Consider the following 15,653-nt stretch of genomic DNA (forward strand, 5'->3'; position numbering starts at 1 on the left):
ATCTGCCCATATCGCGACGCATTATCCCGGTCACAAGAGGTACATGTGTCGCACCCCTGCATTTTATTGCGCTGACAAGCCCTGAAAGCAGGATTGAAACGCAATTTTGTGGATAAGTTTTCGCACCCTCACGGCAAATTTACAGCTTTCAGGCCATGAGTCGCCCAGATCAATGGGCCATATCTAGAGGATGGCGTCGCAATCTCCGCTAAGTATGCGACTCACCCACGACAAACGCGACACAAATGCCCGTGCGCATTTGAGGCACGCGCCTTATGGCTACATCCAGCCCGCTTTGCGTTTTTCAAAGAAGGCGCCGACCCCCTCTTTGGCTTCTTCGCCATCCCAACAGGCCACCAATTCGCGAATGGTATGATCAATGACCTCATCATCAATCCGAGGTCCCAAACGGCGTGCCAATTTCTTGGCCCGCGCCACCGCTTCTGGCGCGCACGTCAGATAAGGCACAACTTCAGCTTCGATAGCCTCATCTAAGGTCTCTGCTGGCACGGCCTTGGCCAAAAGTCCTAATTTGACGGCTTCCTCTGCGCCAAACAGACGGGCCGACATAAACACACGTCGCGCCATGGCCTCACCCATGCGTGAAAGAACATAGGGACCAATCGTGGCCGGGATCAATCCAAGACGCGTTTCGGTCAGTCCCATGGTCAGGCTATCGACGCCTATCGCCACATCGCAAACCGATGCCATTCCGACACCGCCGCCAAAGGCATTACCCTGCAAGCGACCGATCAGTGGTTTTGGCATTGTGTTCAAGGCCTGAAGCATTTCTGCTAGTTTGCGCGCCTCAACAAAGCGCGTCTCTGAGTCCGCAGCCATCTGCTCTTTCATCCAGCCAAGGTCACCCCCAGCACAAAAGGACTTACCTGCGCCCGTCAAAACAACCACACGCACAGATTTATCTGCCCCCAAAGCATGTGCCGCCTCAGTCAACTCGCGCATCATCTCAGCGGACATGGCGTTGTGCTTTTCTGCTCGATCGAGCGTCAGAGTAGCGACACCCCGAGCATCCGTGGTGATTGAGATGGTATTATACATGGTCTTAGCTCCCTGCCCGCATGGCACGCGCCATTTCGGCGGCTTGATCAATCACCGCAGCGTCCAGCCCGGTGTCATACCCGAGCGCTTTCAAACGCGCATCGACGGCTTCAGTTGCAACATTGCCTGCCGCGCCGGGCGCATAGGGGCATCCACCCAGACCGCCCACGGCGGCATCAAAGACACGTACGCCAAATTCCAATGAGGCTTCGATATTCTCAAGCGCGCGCCCAGACGTGTCATGATAATGACCCGCCAGCCGATCCGCTGGGACAACTTCTGTCACAGCCTTGAGCATGGTGCGAATGCTGTCTGGTGTTGCTTGCCCAATCGTATCGCCCAAAGAGATTTCGTAGCAGCCCAAATCAAGCAAAGCCTTCGCAACGCGCGCCACATCCGCAGGGTCGGTTTTGCCATCATAGGGGCAATCGGTCACACAGCTCACGTAGCCCCTCATTGGAATACCCGCTACTTTAGCTGCCTCTGCGATGGGTTCGAACCGCGCAAGGCTCTCAGCGATTGTCGCGTTGATATTGGCCTTAGAAAAACCTTCTGATGCCGAAGCGAATATCGCGATTTCATCAGCATGCGCATCTAAGGCCCGTTCAAGCCCCTTCATATTTGGCGTCAGCGCCGCATATGAAATGCCATCCTTTCGCGTAATCCCAGCAAGAACATCGGCTGAATCTGCCATTTGTGGCACCCATTTAGGTGAAACAAAGCTGGCGATTTCAATGCGTTTGAAGCCCGCAGAGCTTAACACGTCAACCAATGCGACCTTAGATTCAGTGCTGATCTGAGCCTTTTCATTTTGCAGACCATCCCGTGGTCCGACCTCAAAAATCTCAACAAATTCAGTCATCTCAGGCATAGTCCTCAGGCGCATAAAATGGCTTGTCGTAAAACTCCTGCGCGCCGTCATTGGCACGCGCACGTTTGAATGCAGGGCGCGCTTCCATGCGATCCAAATACGCCAAGATGTTGGGGTACTCTGTCAGATCGACAAAGTATTTCACGGCAAACAGATTAAAGCCTAGCAAAGTATCAGCCGCTGAAAATCCAGCCTCAAGCAACCAGTCCTGCGTATCTAGAACGGCCTCTAAGGGGGCCAGCGTCGCTTTTAATCGAGCCACTTCCAGCTTCAAAACAATCACCGAGGGTTTTGCTGGAGGCCGTAAAAACACCATCTGCAAATTCAACGAGGCAATGATACTGGCCTGCGTTTCCGCAAAGGCCAGCCATTGCAGATAATCCACCCGTTCAGGCTCATCCTGCTTGGGTGCCAGCCCCGACAAAGGCCGAGATTCACACAGATACTGAGTGATTGCCTGGCTCTCGAAAATCACCTTCCCGTCCACTTCCAACGCAGGCACACGGCCCGCAGGAGAAATCTCCAGAAAGGCCGGGTCACGCAGGGACCCATCGCGGATCTTGTAGTGTTTCACCGCATAGGGCAGCCCCAGCTCTTCCAATAGCCAGAGCGTGCGAAACGACCGGGACGCCGCCACATGGTGAAGGGTGATCATCGATTACTCCTCATCTTCCAAGCGGATCAAAGCCGCCCCGGCTTCGACCTGCCCGCCAGCCTCTGCCAGCACTTCGGCCACCGTACCATCTCGTGCGGCCAGCAGGGAATGTTCCATTTTCATGGCCTCGAGGATCGCCAGTCGATCGCCCTCGGCAACCGTTTCACCTGCTTTGACAAAGACCGCTTTTACAAGACCCGGCATCGGGGCCTCGATGATATTCCCCGCAGCGGCACCTGCAGCTGATTGATCCAGCGGATCAACCACCTCAAAGGCCACTCCGTAATTTTCAAAAACAGTGACCTCAGCATTTGCCACAACAGCCTTGGCGGCCAGCTTGCCACCCATGCGCCATCCCTTTGGCGTGCGCGTTGCAGTGATCTCTGTGTCATGAACCTCGACGACAACCTCATCAGAGGATGGAAACTTAATTTTCGCAGTGATCTCTTCTTCGCCTTTGCGCAGATAAACAGAGCGGCGCAATGGACGCCACAAAGAAAAGCCAAGCGCGTCGGCTGGTTGATCCAACACGCCCGCCACAGCCAAAGCCGCCTGCGCAATGATCTCAGCAGACACTTCTTTTGAGGCCGTCAATTCAACGATATCGCGTGCGATAAGATCGGTATCCACTTCACCCTTCGCAAATCCCTCATGCGCACAAAGCGCACCTAGGAATTCAAGGTTGGTGACAGTGCCTGCCACTTCGCATCCCTCCAAAGCCTGACGCATCTTGGACAATGCCGCTGAACGGGATGGGCCGTGTACAATCACCTTCGCGATCATTGGATCATAGAAAGGACTGATCGTGTCGCCAGTGCGCACACCGCTATCGGCGCGGCAGCCTTCCGGAAAGGTCAGATGGCTCAAAGTACCTGTCGCTGGCAAAAACCCTTTTGGGACGTCTTCGGCATAAAGACGCGATTCAAACGACCAGCCATTGATGCTGAGGTCTTCCTGCGCAACAGGAATGGGCTCACCCGAGGCCACCCGCAATTGCCATTCAACCAGATCGACACCGGTGATCAGTTCTGTCACCGGGTGTTCCACTTGCAAACGTGTGTTCATTTCCATGAACCAGAACCCATCGACGCGCAGACCATCAGATCCATCGACGATGAACTCCACTGTCCCTGCCCCTTTGTAACCGATGGCCTCAGCCGCGCGCACCGCTGCCGAGCCCATGGCTTCACGCACATCCAAAGGCATGTCGGGCGCGGGCGCCTCTTCGATGACCTTCTGGTGACGGCGCTGTAGCGAACAATCGCGCTCAAATAGATGCACGGCAGTTTGGCCGTCGCCAAAAACTTGCACTTCGATGTGGCGCGGTTTTTGAATGTATTTCTCAATCAGGACATCGGGATTGCCAAAAGCCGTCGTTGCTTCGTTCTGCGCTGATGCCAAAGCATCCTTAAACTCACCTGTGGCTTCGACTAAACGCATGCCTTTGCCTCCGCCGCCAGCAACGGCTTTGATTAAAACCGGATAGCCGATGTCATCCGCCTGCGCCTGTAAGAACGCCGCATCTTGGTTTTCACCATGATAGCCCGGAACCACGGGCACGCCGGCCTCATGCATCAAGACCTTGGCGGCATCCTTCAGGCCCATGGCACGAATGGCCTTTGCAGATGGCCCAATAAACGTCAGTCCTGCCGCCTCTACGGCATCCACAAAATCGGGGTTTTCTGACAGGAAGCCATATCCTGGATGGATGCCCTGCGCGCCAGTGTCCAGCGCCGCTTGAATGATCACATCGCCTTTCAGATAACTCTCAGCCGGTGTGGAGCCTCCGATATGCACAGCCTCATCGGCCATGGCCACGTGTTTCGCACCCGCATCCGCGTCCGAGTAAACCGCTACGGTTTTCACACCCAAATCGCGCGCAGTTTCCATAACGCGGCAGGCAATTTCACCACGGTTGGCGATCAAAATTTTATCAAACATCGGCAGTCTCCACCAAATTTGTTAGCACCAACCGCGACGTTTTCCTCCTGAATAAGGAACCGCATAACCGGCTGAGATCATTATATTTTGCAAAGGTGTCTGATCTACCCAGACCTGCAATAAAATGCGTTGATATCGGTCGCGCCCCTCTGACTGCAGAATTAGCGACTGTGACCCGGCCAAGGCTTTCAACAATTCCCAATTCGCGACAATCGCGAGCACATGTTCTTTCGCGCAGGACGGGCTGAAAAGTTCTGGCGCGTCGTAACCCATCAGGCGTGCAGTTTGACGTTTGCCTCGCTCGCAACGGAGCTTGACGGTATCCCCGTCCACGACCGAGACAATTCTGCAACTTCCCATTCCCTCTTGAGGCAAATAGGCGATCCAAAACTCTGTTGCCCGGAATGAAACCAGCAAAGTGACAAAAAGGACCAAAATCACTTTGATCGTCGCGGCAATCGGGGATTTCCACGGAGGTGGTTTCTTCTTCGGCAAACCCATGTCGAATTTCATTGCTCGACGGTAGTCGCGACTGAAACTGATTACCTTTCGGCCTTTGCGTGCCATTCACTAAGTCTTCCACAAAGATCGCAGTTGCGCAAATCGAGTGCATAATAGCAAAGAAACCAAGACCAGGCCGGTAGTTTGATGAAGTTTTCGGCACCATAGCGATTACATCCGGAACACACCGAACTTCGTCGGTTCAATCGGCGCACATAACGAGGCGCTCAATGATAAGGCCAAGACGTCTCGCGTCTTGCGCGGGTCTACGATCCCGTCATCCCAAAGCCGAGCGGAGGCATAAAGCGGATGGCTTTGCTCTTCGAACATATCGATGGTTGGCTGCTTGAAGGCCGCTTCCTCATCGGCTGACCAACTGCCTCCCTGACGTTCGATTGCATCTCGTTTCACTGTCGCCAGAACACCCGCCGCCTGCTCGCCGCCCATCACGGAAATCCGCGAATTTGGCCAGCTCCACAGGAAGCGCGGCGAATAAGCCCGCCCAGCCATACCGTAGTTGCCTGCTCCAAAGGAGCCGCCAACCAGCATGGTGATCTTCGGCACATTGGTGGAGGCCACGGCCGTCACCATTTTAGCCCCGTGCCGCGCAATGCCTTCGCTTTCGTATTTCCGACCGACCATGAAGCCCGTGATATTCTGCAAGAAAACCAAAGGGATATTGCGCTGCGAGCAAAGCTCGACAAAATGCGCGCCTTTGATCGCGGCTTCGCTAAAGAGAACGCCATTGTTGGCTACGATACCAACCGGACAACCTTTGACGTGGGCAAAACCTGTCACCAACGTTTCACCAAAACGCGGTTTGAACTCATCAAAACGACTGCCATCCACAACCCGCGCAATCACTTCACGGATGTCATAAGGCGTACGTAAATCTGCAGGTACAACACCAAAGATCTCGGCCGGATCATAGGCAGGCTCTTCTGGGCTTTCCCAGCGCACGGTAGATGGTTTTTCACGGTTCAGGCTCAGCACTGCACGACGCGCCAGCGCCAAGGCGTGGGCGTCATCTTCTGCCAGATAATCTGCAACGCCAGACAGACGTGTGTGTACATCGCCACCACCAAGATCCTCAGCGGAAACGACTTCACCCGTTGCGGCTTTCACCAGCGGAGGACCAGCTAGGAAAATTGTGCCCTGTTCTTTCACGATGATGGTCACATCAGACATCGCCGGAACATAAGCGCCGCCTGCTGTACAAGAACCCATCACAACGGCAATCTGTGGAATACCTTTCGCGCTCATCCGGGCCTGATTATAGAAAATTCGGCCAAAGTGATCGCGGTCGGGGAAAACCTCGTCCTGATTGGGGAGGTTCGCCCCGCCGCTGTCCACCAAGTATATGCAGGGGAGGTTGCATTCCTCGGCGATCTCCTGCGCGCGCAGGTGCTTCTTTACGGTTAACGGATAATAGGTGCCGCCTTTGACGGTTGCGTCGTTGCAAACCACCATGACTTCTTGGCCATGTACGCGGCCAATACCAGCCACAACACCCGCACAAGGTGCTGCGCCATCATACATACCATGTGCTGCTGTCGCGCCGACCTCCAAAAACGGAGAGCCAGCATCAAGCAAGTTTGCCACCCGCTCACGCGGTAGCATTTTGCCGCGGCTGATGTGACGTTCGCGGGAGCGTTCACCGCCACCCAATGCAGCTGCCTGCGCAACCTCAGACACAACCTTCAAGGCTTCAAGATGCCCTGCAACATTGGCTTTAAAGCCTTCGGATGATGGCATCGCGCTTGAATTCAGCTTCATCGCGTAACCTCCTGAAAATTCAATTCTTTGACCCTTAGGCCATCTTACCCATCAACTCGCGGCCAATCAGCATCCGGCGAATTTCGCTGGTACCTGCACCGATCTCCATCAGCTTCGCGTCACGGAAGATACGGCTGACGGGAGTTTCGTTCATAAAGCCCGCCCCGCCCATGGATTGCACCGCTTGGTGCGCCACAACCATGGCTTCTTCAGAAGCATAAAGCACGCAAGCTGCGGCGTCCTGACGGGTCACCTGACCGCGATCACAGGCGCGCGCCACTTCATAAGTATAAGCCCGTGCAGAGTTCATTTTGGTGTACATGTCTGCGATCTTAGCCTGCATCAGTTGGAAGTCGCCAATTGGGCGACCAAACTGTTTGCGTTCGACCATGTACGGCATGACTTCATCCAAGCAAGCCGCCATGATGCCGGTGCCAATGCCCGACAGAACCACACGTTCGTAATCCAGACCAGACATCAGAACGCGTACGCCGCGCCCCTCTTCGCCCAGCACGTTTTCAAACGGCACTTCGACGTCTTCAAAGATCAGCTCGGCTGTGTTGGAGCCGCGCATGCCCAGCTTGTCGAAATGCTGAGAGGTTGAGAAACCCTTCATGTCCTTTTCAACGATAAAGGCTGTGATGCCTTTGGAGCCTGCTTCTGGATCGGTCTTGGCGTAGACAACCAAGGTATCTGCATCAGGACCATTAGTGATCCAGAATTTGTTGCCGTTCAGCACATAGCGGTCATTTTTCTTTTCAGCCCGCAGTTTCATAGAAACAACGTCAGATCCTGCGCTGGTTTCAGACATCGCCAAGGCGCCCACGTGCTCACCTGACACAAGCTTTGGCAGGTATTTGGCTTTTTGCTCGGCGTTGCCGTTCAATTTGATCTGATTGACGCAGAGGTTAGAGTGCGCGCCGTAAGACAGAGACACAGAAGCTGACGCCCGCGCCAGTTCTTCTGTCACAATCACATGCGCCAGATAGCTCATGCCTGCGCCACCAAATTCTTCTGGCACGGTCACGCCCAGAAGACCAAGCTCGCCCATTTCTTTCCATAGCTCGGCTGGAAATTCGTTTTTTTCATCAACTTCCTGCGCGATTGGGCGCACACGGTCCTGCGCCCAGCGATGCACCATCTCGCGCAGTGCGTTTACGTCTTCGCCTAGATCGAAATTCATTGTGTGCATAAACATGGGCAACCCCGTTATTGAACGTTTGTTCATTTATACGAGATCACACCAAGCGCAGGCAAGCACCATCGCGCCTTTGCGACGCGACGTTCTTTCTTATGCAAGCCACCTACGCCCTCAGGAAATCGATTGCCTCCACCGGGGATTCCCGCCACAAATTGTAGATAAACTCCCGCCGAAGCGGTGTTAATGAGGCAATCAAACCATGCAGACCCAAACCCTCGCTTCTCTGACGTTGGTCGGTGCTACCTCGGTTTGGGGTCTATACTGGGTGCCGCTTTATTACCTTGAGGCCCAAGGCATGCATGGGATGATGGCCATGGTGGCGCTGAACCTAGCCCCTGCGATCGTTATGTTGATCGCGGCATTTGGTTTTGGCCCCAAACAGCCCCACGCCATACGCGCGCTTTATGTAGGCATTATCGCAGGGCTTGGCTTTGGGCTATACTCTGCAGGCATTGTTTACGGCTCTGTTGTGCGCGCCACCTTGCTGTTTTACCTGACCCCGATCTGGTCGACCCTGATTAGCATCGCAGTTTTATCAGAACGCGTGACATGGCGCAGGTGGCTTGGGATTGGCCTGGGTCTAAGCGGCGTTGCGCTGCTGGTTGGTTCAAGCGAGCAAAGCGGCTTCACTCTCGGAGATGGTTTTGCACTGGCCTCAGGCTTTGCGTGGGCCGTGGCGGCGGTTTTGATCAAACGCAGCCCAGAGCTTCCCCTGCGCGCAATGACGGGAGCGCAGTTTCTATGCATCACACTTTTGGGTGTTGGGATCGCTGCAGTCATGGGCGTGGAATGGCCAAGCCTAGACATCATGGCCCGCAACCTGCCGATCGCTTCTGCCGTATCTTTGCTGGTCTTTATCCCAAGTGCATTCGCGATTTTCTGGGCTCAGAAACACGTCTTTCCCGGTCGCGCAGGGCTATTGATGATGTCTGAAGTTCTGGTGGCTGTCGTTTCAGCATCGATCTTCCTGCCAGAAGAACGCCTTGGGCTGCTACAATGGATCGGAGCCGTCATGATTGTCGGCACCTTCTTTATAGAAACGGTCAGCCTGCCCTCTTCAAAACGCCGTCAAGCGCCGTGAAAGACGGCGCCGACTTCGGCTTTGATGATCCGCGCCAGCAATTGGCAATCCTCGACCGAAAAGGTCAGCGGAATGCGCATATCGACGACACCTTTCAAAACACGATCGCTTTTCGGCATTGGTTCCGATGGGGCATAGCGCCAGCTGTCATAGCGCGACGTAAAGGCCACAGGCTCCGCGCCGCCAAACCACTTAAGTTCCACGCCGCGTTTGCCACAGCGCGCGATCACGTCATGGATCTTGGCTTCATCCCAATCCAGCAGCAGGAATTGGATCGATGAGCCAACGTAATATTCTTCGTCAGGCCGATTGATGCGGGTTAAGCCCGGTGTTGCGGCCAGCCCGTCATCGATGGTGCGGTAACGCAGGTTCCAAGCCTCGCATTGCGCGTCCAGATTTCGCAATTGCGGACGCAGAATGGCGGCGCGCAAATGATCCATACGGCCAGAGACATTCGGCGTATGGTACTTCACCTTCTCAAAGACCTCTGGTGCAGGCGCCGCAAGGTGGCGCCCATACAGCATATAGGACCCAGACAAGATCGTAGCCCGCGCCATCAATTCAGCATCATTAGACACGAGCAAACCGCCCTCGCCTGAATTCACGTGCTTATAGGTCTGCGTTGAATAACAGGCCATATCACCCCACAGCCCGGAAGGCTTTCCGCGCCAGCTGGCCCCCATTGTATGGGCGCAGTCTTCGATCACGCCCAAATTGCTGGCCTCGCAGATCTCCATGAGGCGATCCATATCGCACAGATGGCCGCGCATATGCGAGAGCATTAGCACATCGGCCTGATCCGCTTTGGCTTCCAAGTCATCAAGATCAATCACCAAATCTTCGGTGACGCCGACAAAGACTGGCACCGCGCCAACTGATGCAATTGCACCAGGCACCGGGGCCAATGTGAAAGCATTGGTGAGAACGCGAGCACCCGGTGCCACGCCCATAGCGCGCAAAGCCGCCCCCATCGCATAGCCACCAGACGCAACCGCAAGGCAATATTTCACGCCCAGTTGGTCAGCGAATTCCTTTTCTAACAACGCGGTCTCGCCGTCTTCGCCTTCAGCGACATTATAGCGATGGATACGCCCAGAGCGCATGACCTCGATGGCGGCCTGAATGCCCTCTTCGGGGATGGGTTCTTGCTGGGTGAAGTTACCGGTAAAAATCTCTGTCATTTGTGTACTTTGCGCAGTTCGTCAAAGAGCGTCAACGCGACGTTGCCGACCTTTGGAAAATTGAAATCTGTTCTTTAGCGAGACGGGCCGATCAACGCCTGCACCACCTGTGGGAGAGTGGCGTAGTCGTGCAATAGCGCCTCTGGTTCCAACGCTGCCATGTCCTCGCCACTTGGACCAAAGGTCACTAAGACCGAGGGCACACCCGCCGCTTTAGCGGTGTTGCGATCCGTATCACTGTCACCAACCAACAAGGTTTGTTGAGGATCACCGCCCAGCCTAAGCGCCGTTTCGATCAAAGGCGCAGGATCTGGTTTACGAACTGGCAAAGTATCCGCCCCCACCAAAGCCCCGAACTGATGTAAGACGCCAAGCTCCCGCATCAATTGCACCGCTAAACCCTCAGGTTTATTGGTGCAGATGCCCACACCATATCCAAGCGACTTAAGCGCTTCGACCGCATCCATTGCTCCATCGTAAAGCTGCGTGTGCACCGATATCGCCTGCGCGTAAGCCTCTAACAATACTGGATAATATTCGTCAATAGTTGCTGCTTCCAAGGCGTCAACTCGCTTTAACCCCTCTGTCAGCATCATGCGCCCGCCTCGCAGGGCCACGCCTGAATCTCTACCTGGTTCAAGAACATCTCCGTGACCCATTGCACGAAAACAATGATTTGCCGCTGCGAGCAAATCGCCAGACGTATCCGCAAGCGTTCCGTCTAAATCAAAAATGACTGTTTTCATCTCTGTCCGTCCCTAAGTCGTCCGATTTCGCCAATACAGCAGAAAACCGCCGGCGTTGTTACAAAATCGCAACCTACTTTGATGGCGCAAACACTTGCGCACGTCTCACAACCGGATAAAACGTGCCGGAAACAATTACAAAGAGAAATCATTATGAGCACGGCCCTGGTCATTCTTGCCGCAGGCAAAGGCACGCGGATGAATTCCGACCTTCCTAAAGTCCTGCACGAAATTGCCGGTGCTCCGATGTTGGTGCACGCCATGAAAGCTGGGGCGACGCTGGATCCTGAACGCACAGTTGTAGTAGCGGGCCATGGATTTGATGCAGTGCAGGCAGCAGCCCAAGATCATGACCCAGAAGCACAAGTTGTTTTGCAGGCTGAGCAAAATGGCACAGGCCACGCAGTGATGGTCACACGCGAAGCGCTGGCAGGATTTGAGGGTGATGTTGTCGTCTTATTTGGTGACACGCCATTCATTCAGCCAGAAACCCTTCAACGAATGACGGCAGCCCGTGCCGACCATGCGGTGGTTGTGCTTGGTTTTGATGCAGATACATCAGAGAAATACGGTCGTCTGGTGATGGAAGACGATGCGCTCAAAGCGATCGTTGAATATGCCGATGCATCCGAAGACATCCGCCAGATCAACTTTTGCAACAGCGGAGTTATGCTGGCCAAAAGCGATGTTCTGTTTGATCTGCTTGATGCGATCAACAATGAAAACGCATCGGGCGAATATTATCTGACCGACGTCGTAAAGACCGCCAATGATGCAGGCCTTACTGCAACGGCGGTTTCCTGTGATGAAACAGAGACCATGGGTGTGAACTCTCGCGCACATTTGGCAGAGGCTGAAACGGCCTTTCAAACCCGCGCACGTGCGGCTTTGATGGCAGATGGCGTGACGCTTGTTGATCCAAACACCACTTGGCTTAGCCATGATACGGTGATTGGCCGCGATACAGTAATTGAACCCCATGTGTTCTTTGGCCCTGATGTCACCGTTGAAAGCGGCGTGCGCATCCGCGCCTTTAGCCATCTTGAAGGCGCACATGTTTCTCGTGGCGGCGTTGTCGGCCCGTACGCACGCCTGCGTCCTGGAACGGAACTGGCTGAAGATGTGAAAATCGGCAATTTTGTCGAAACCAAAAACGCGATCATCGATGAGGGCGCGAAGGTCAATCACCTTTCTTATGTGGGCGACGCCCATGTGGGTGAGAAGTCCAATATTGGCGCGGGCACAATCACCTGCAACTACGACGGTGTCTTGAAACACAAGACCACGATTGGGAAAAATGCCTTTATCGGATCAAACACTATGCTGGTGGCCCCCGTGACAATTGGCGACGATGCCATGACGGCCAGCGGATCCGTGATCACCAAATCTGTTGAAGATGGCGCTCTGGCGTTGGCGAGAGCTCAACAGGTGAGCAAACCCAATATGGCAAGAAAACTATTTGAAATGTTGCGCGCTAAAAAGGCGAAGCAAACAAAAGGTAAAGTGTAATGTGTGGAATTGTTGGTGTACTAGGTAAACACGAGGCCGCCCCAATTTTGGTAGAGGCCCTAAAACGACTGGAATATCGTGGCTATGACAGCGCCGGAATTGCAACTGTAAACGAAGGCAATTTGGGCCGTCGTCGAGCAGTAGGCAAACTTGTGAACTTGTCCGATACACTGGTACATGATCCGCTTCCTGGAAAATCAGGTATTGGCCATACTCGCTGGGCGACACATGGTGCGCCAACAATTGACAACGCCCATCCGCATCAAGCGGGTTCGGTTGCTGTCGTACACAATGGCATCATCGAAAACTTCCGCGAATTGCGTGAGGAACTGGCCACAGCAGGTTTTAAATTCGTTACAGAAACTGACACCGAAACCGTCGCGCTGCTAACGCAAATGTATCTGGAACAGGGCTTTGCACCTGTGGACGCCGCGCGCAAATCGCTTTCTCGCTTGGATGGCGCCTTTGCATTGGCCTTCCTGTTTGACGGCGAAGAAGACCTGATTGTTGCCGCCCGCAAAGGCTCACCTCTGGCCATTGGCCACGGGGATGGCGAAATGTTTGTTGGCTCTGACGCCATCGCGCTCGCGCCGATGACAGACGAAGTCACCTATCTCGAAGAAGGCGACAGCGCAGTCCTAACACGCACCTCACTGGAGATCCGCAACGAAGCGGGCGAGATCGCCAACCGTGAAAAGCGCAAGATTCAGCTGAGCTCGGCGAATGTCGACAAGGCCGGCCACAAACACTTTATGTCCAAAGAAATTGCCGAACAGCCCACCGTCATTGGCGAAGCTGTGCGTCACTATCTATCCAAAGATGGCTCTAATATCGAACTGCCCGGCGCGGATATCGATTTTACAACGATCGACCGCATGACCATGGTGGCTTGTGGTACTGCATTCTATGCCTGCCTGACTGCGAAATATTGGTTTGAGCAGCTCGCCGGCATCCCTGTTGAGGTCGATATCGCCTCAGAATTCCGCTACCGTGAACCTCCGATTTCCAAAGGCACCGTTGCGCTATTTGTCAGCCAATCCGGCGAGACAGCTGATACATTGGCCGCCCTGCGCTATTGTGAAGGCAAAACCGACAAAATCCTATCTGTAGTCAATGTCGCGGAAAGCTCCATCGCGCGGGAAAGTGATATAGCTTTGCCGATTTTGGCAGGCGCGGAAATTGGCGTTGCCTCAACTAAAGCCTTCACTTGCCAGCTGACCGTTTTATTGATGCTGGCTATGAAAGCCGCCAAAGATCGCGGTCAGATGGATGAGGAAAAGTTCGCGGACGTGCTCTCAAAACTGCGCGGTCTTCCGGCGCTTTTGAATGAAACGCTCGAGTGTGACGACGCCACTGCCAAAGCTGCGCGTAAGCTTGCCGAAGCGCGTGATATCCTCTTCTTAGGCCGCGGCTTGATGTACCCTCTTGCGCTTGAGGGCGCATTAAAACTGAAAGAAATCAGCTACATACACGCCGAAGCTTACGCCAGTGGCGAGTTGAAGCACGGGCCAATTGCTTTGATCGACAAACACGTTCCTGTTGTGGTTATGGCCCCAAAAGACGAGCTGTTTGATAAGTCGATCTCAAACATGCAAGAGGTCATGGCACGTAATGGTAAGGTTCTGATGATCACCGATAAAGCTGGTAAAGCCGAAGGATCAGAAGGTGTTTGGCAGACGATCGTCCTGCCGGAAGTCGACCCAATCCTGTCTCCGATCCTCTACGCACTTCCAGCGCAGTTATTGGCCTATCACACCGCGATTGCCAAAGGCACGGATGTGGATCAGCCACGCAACTTGGCCAAGTCTGTTACGGTGGAGTAATGGGCAAGCAGTTTCCTGAAATCGAAGACCATCATCGTGCCTTTATCGAAGAACAGCATATGTTCTTCGTAGGTACGGCAGCTGAAGACGGGCGCGTAAATATATCGCCCAAAGGTATGGATTCGCTCAGGGTTCTCGGCCCCAATCGCATTGTATGGCGTAATTTAACAGGCAGCGGCAATGAAACCGCTGGCCATTTGCTTCGCGTTAATCGCATGACCGTGATGTGGTGCGGCTTTGAAAAGAGGCCGATGATCATGCGCGCCTATGGAAATGCTAAGACCATCCATGAAACCGACACTGACTTCGAAGAGCTGAATGGCTTGTTTCCTGAAAGCCCTGGCGCGCGCCAAATCTATGATATGACTGTGGAAATGCTACAAACCTCTTGCGGGTTTGCAGTTCCGTTCTTTGATCATGTCGGCGAGCGCGATGTTTTGGCAAACTGGGCCGAAGGCAAAGGCCGGGACGGCGTTCACGAGTACTGGGCTGAGCGCAATCAAAAGACAATCGATGGCCTGCCAACCAACACACCAGTGATCACGAAATGAAATTAGACCACGCCCTTGCACAGCTGCGCGAATTGGCCGAACCCGACCGGGCTGAACAGATGGCGGCTTATCACAAACAAAACCGCGATGTGATCGGCGTGCCCAATCCGGCCACAAATGACTTAACCAAAACTTGGCGCCAAACTCTCAGCGTTGAAGATCGTGTGACTTTGGCAGCGGAGCTGTGGGATACGGACATCTTTGAGGCTCGTATTGCAGCCTCAAAGCTGCTTACGCAAGCGCGCCTACGCCCAGATGACGAGGCATGGGACTTGATTCAAACATGGGTGCCGTCTTTTGACAGCTGGGCGATCGCAGATCACGCCTGCACCGCTGGCCAGAAACGTTTGGTGGTTGACCCGTCGCGCATTGATCAGGTCGAGGCTTGGACGACATCTGATCACATGTGGACACGGCGTGCGGCACTCGTGATCACCCTGCCCTGGACCAAACAGAATTTCCCCAAGCCTTCTGAACTTGAGACGCGTGATCGGGTGCTCGGTTGGGCTGCGTCATATGTGGATGACCACGAATGGTTTATTCAAAAGGCAATCGCTTGGTGGCTTAGGGATCTTTCACGGCACGATGCAGAGCGCACACGCGCGTTTTTGGATCAATATGCCGACCGTATGAAACCCTTTGCGCGCAAAGAAGCCGCGCGGCATTTGACGTCTGAGGCGTAACCGGGCGAAAGCGATTTCAGCCCATCAACGCTGCCAAACACATTCAATTAACTAAGATCATGAACGCAAATAACA

14 protein-coding genes are annotated in these 15,653 nt (G+C 54.2%); 5 read left to right on the forward strand and 9 right to left on the reverse strand.

The window, feature by feature from the left end:
• Nucleotides 1-279 precede the first annotated feature (279 nt).
• From JXQ85_RS13055 to JXQ85_RS13085, 7 genes are all read right to left on the reverse strand, one after another.
• The gene (locus JXQ85_RS13055; protein WP_421749373.1) at nucleotides 280-1,059 is read right to left on the reverse strand and encodes a crotonase/enoyl-CoA hydratase family protein; all 780 of its coding nucleotides are present in this window, start codon (nucleotides 1,057-1,059) and stop codon (nucleotides 280-282) included.
• Nucleotides 1,060-1,063: 4 nt separating this feature from the next.
• Nucleotides 1,064-1,921: a hydroxymethylglutaryl-CoA lyase gene (locus JXQ85_RS13060; protein WP_421749374.1), complete on the reverse strand. Its 858-nt coding sequence runs from the start codon at nucleotides 1,919-1,921 to the stop codon at nucleotides 1,064-1,066.
• Nucleotide 1,922: 1 nt separating this feature from the next.
• Entirely contained in the window at nucleotides 1,923-2,585 is a 663-nt protein-coding gene (locus tag JXQ85_RS13065) for a glutathione S-transferase family protein (protein ID WP_421749375.1), read from the reverse strand.
• A 3-nt stretch (nucleotides 2,586-2,588) separates the two neighbouring features.
• Nucleotides 2,589-4,526: a biotin carboxylase N-terminal domain-containing protein gene (locus JXQ85_RS13070; RefSeq protein ID WP_421749376.1), complete on the reverse strand. Its 1,938-nt coding sequence runs from the start codon at nucleotides 4,524-4,526 to the stop codon at nucleotides 2,589-2,591.
• Between the two features lie 21 nt (nucleotides 4,527-4,547).
• The gene (locus tag JXQ85_RS13075; protein ID WP_421749377.1) at nucleotides 4,548-5,093 is read right to left on the reverse strand and encodes a thermonuclease family protein; all 546 of its coding nucleotides are present in this window, start codon (nucleotides 5,091-5,093) and stop codon (nucleotides 4,548-4,550) included.
• A gap of 105 nt (nucleotides 5,094-5,198) precedes the next feature.
• Nucleotides 5,199-6,803: a carboxyl transferase domain-containing protein gene (locus tag JXQ85_RS13080; protein WP_421749378.1), complete on the reverse strand. Its 1,605-nt coding sequence runs from the start codon at nucleotides 6,801-6,803 to the stop codon at nucleotides 5,199-5,201.
• A gap of 34 nt (nucleotides 6,804-6,837) precedes the next feature.
• Nucleotides 6,838-8,001 carry an isovaleryl-CoA dehydrogenase gene (locus tag JXQ85_RS13085; protein WP_421749379.1) on the reverse strand — a complete coding sequence of 388 codons (1,164 nt, stop codon included), beginning with the start codon at nucleotides 7,999-8,001 and terminating at the stop codon, nucleotides 6,838-6,840.
• A 202-nt stretch (nucleotides 8,002-8,203) separates the two neighbouring features.
• Here JXQ85_RS13085 and JXQ85_RS13090 point away from each other — a divergent pair, with 202 nt between their 5' ends.
• On the forward strand, nucleotides 8,204-9,085 hold the full coding sequence (locus JXQ85_RS13090) for a DMT family transporter (RefSeq protein WP_421749380.1): 882 nt from the start codon (nucleotides 8,204-8,206) through the stop codon (nucleotides 9,083-9,085).
• On the opposite strand, the gene JXQ85_RS13095 is transcribed toward JXQ85_RS13090, so the two are convergent.
• Complete coding sequence (locus JXQ85_RS13095; RefSeq protein ID WP_421749381.1) at nucleotides 9,073-10,266, reverse strand: DegT/DnrJ/EryC1/StrS family aminotransferase; 1,194 nt, start codon at nucleotides 10,264-10,266, stop codon at nucleotides 9,073-9,075. The two genes, JXQ85_RS13090 and JXQ85_RS13095, sit on opposite strands and share 13 nt — an antisense overlap.
• 74 nt (nucleotides 10,267-10,340) lie before the next feature.
• Nucleotides 10,341-11,012: an HAD-IA family hydrolase gene (locus tag JXQ85_RS13100; RefSeq protein WP_421749382.1), complete on the reverse strand. Its 672-nt coding sequence runs from the start codon at nucleotides 11,010-11,012 to the stop codon at nucleotides 10,341-10,343.
• A gap of 153 nt (nucleotides 11,013-11,165) precedes the next feature.
• Between JXQ85_RS13100 and glmU the strand changes: the two genes are divergently transcribed.
• The 4 genes from glmU to JXQ85_RS13120 are packed head-to-tail and all read left to right on the forward strand — an operon-like array spanning nucleotide 11,166 to nucleotide 15,578.
• A complete protein-coding gene (gene glmU / locus JXQ85_RS13105; protein ID WP_421749383.1) occupies nucleotides 11,166-12,521 on the forward strand; it encodes a bifunctional UDP-N-acetylglucosamine diphosphorylase/glucosamine-1-phosphate N-acetyltransferase GlmU in 1,356 nt (451 codons plus the stop codon).
• Entirely contained in the window at nucleotides 12,521-14,344 is a 1,824-nt protein-coding gene (glmS, locus tag JXQ85_RS13110; protein WP_421749384.1) for a glutamine--fructose-6-phosphate transaminase (isomerizing), read from the forward strand. Before glmU ends, glmS begins: the two co-directional genes overlap by 1 nt.
• The gene (locus JXQ85_RS13115) at nucleotides 14,344-14,895 is read left to right on the forward strand and encodes a pyridoxamine 5'-phosphate oxidase family protein (protein ID WP_421749385.1); all 552 of its coding nucleotides are present in this window, start codon (nucleotides 14,344-14,346) and stop codon (nucleotides 14,893-14,895) included. Before glmS ends, JXQ85_RS13115 begins: the two co-directional genes overlap by 1 nt.
• The gene (locus JXQ85_RS13120; RefSeq protein ID WP_421749386.1) at nucleotides 14,892-15,578 is read left to right on the forward strand and encodes a DNA alkylation repair protein; all 687 of its coding nucleotides are present in this window, start codon (nucleotides 14,892-14,894) and stop codon (nucleotides 15,576-15,578) included. The genes JXQ85_RS13115 and JXQ85_RS13120 overlap by 4 nt, the downstream gene beginning before the upstream one ends.
• Nucleotides 15,579-15,653: the final 75 nt, after the last annotated feature.

This window comes from Cognatishimia sp. (assembly GCF_049116455.1).
In the GTDB taxonomy this organism is placed as follows: Bacteria; Pseudomonadota; Alphaproteobacteria; order Rhodobacterales; family Rhodobacteraceae; genus Cognatishimia.